Raw genomic sequence first — 1,371 nt, forward strand, 5'->3', positions numbered from 1 at the left:
GACCATATATGGTCACCTCCCGGCTTGCAAGGCATCTGGTTCAATAAAAGGGACAGGTTGGCTTCCATATATCCGGCCTGTATATGAGATTATCATCTCTGGCCTTGATGAGACATTCGCGCATATTGTCCTTATCACTACAACGGCATTCTTTGCCATGGTCAAGTTCAGGTTTTCAATATGCCGGTCTTACCTGTTTTTCATCTTACCAATTGCCATCGCAATCTTTGGAGAGTGTCTTTTACACCCTCGATCTATGTTTATTTAACAGCAATATACTGCTCATTTCTTGCAATTATTACCCAGGCAACCCTGGTTAACTTATTTGCTAGTGCCACGACGGCTTTGTTAAAGCCTCTAGCTTCGACCAAGCGATTGATCCACAGACTCAATGGATCATTTTTTTCTGATGCTCGACAAACAACAGCTCTTGCCCCATGAACAACTTGAGATCTGACATAGCTATCACCTCGCTTTGAGATCCCAAGTAATCTATCTCTACCTCCAGTGCTGAATTGTTTAGGAACAAGTCCCAAAGCCGCAGATGCATCACGACCACGCTGGAACTGTTTTCCATCACCCATCCAGCTTTTAACAACTTTGCTTACAACAGGGCCAAAACCAGGGATTTTGATAAGGCGTTGGCAAACTTCATCATTTTTCGCATCAAGCTTCAATTGCTTGTCATACCACGACAACTCATCTTCCAATGCGACCAACTGATAATATTGCCTATTCACAAGTGCTCGCATTTTGTCTGTCAAATTATTATTAGCGTCTTCTAAAATACCTGGTAATGCACTTTGGAGTACCGTACTACCTTTATTTAAAATAAGCCCATATTCAGAAAGCAACCCTCGAACATGATTAATTAGGCGAGTACGTTCAGCTGATAAATGTCGGCGCATCTGCAAAAACGTTTGTTCATCTTGCTGTTTAATATTCTTTATCGGTACTGGCCGAATAGCTCCGTGTAGACAGGCTTCCGCAATTGCTAGGGCATCGTTGTAATCATTCTTCTGTCCTCGTAAATACCCTTTTACATGTTGGGCTGGCAGCAGTTGGACTGAATGGCCTAATTTCTGTATCTCACGGGCCCAGTAATGAGAAGTAGCACAAGCTTCCATGGCCACGGTACATTTGGTTTGCTGAGCTAAGTAGGCTAATAACTTTGTTCTAGTAAGCTTTTTCTTACTCTCTGCTTTACCATCTTTGTTTAAAATGAACAAATAGAAGCTGTTTTTTGCCAGATCAATACCAATTATCTTATGCTTAACCATGGTCTTATCCTTCTCGATTTCAGATAGTAGAAACAACACTATCTTGGCGCATTATGACGCCGTTTGGGAGAGGGAGGAGACCATCTCATCA

General features: G+C 42.2%; 1 protein-coding gene. It reads right to left on the reverse strand.

Going from position 1 to position 1,371, the window contains the following annotated elements; all coding sequences use genetic code 11:
* Positions 1 to 260: 260 nt before the first annotated feature.
* Positions 261 to 1,280, reverse strand: a complete 1,020-nt coding sequence (locus tag C9I89_RS22195; RefSeq protein ID WP_107285492.1) for an IS110 family RNA-guided transposase — start codon at positions 1,278 to 1,280, stop codon at positions 261 to 263.
* Positions 1,281 to 1,371: the final 91 nt, after the last annotated feature.

It is taken from the genome of Photobacterium lipolyticum (genome assembly GCF_003026475.1).
GTDB lineage: Bacteria > Pseudomonadota > Gammaproteobacteria > Enterobacterales > Vibrionaceae > Photobacterium > Photobacterium lipolyticum.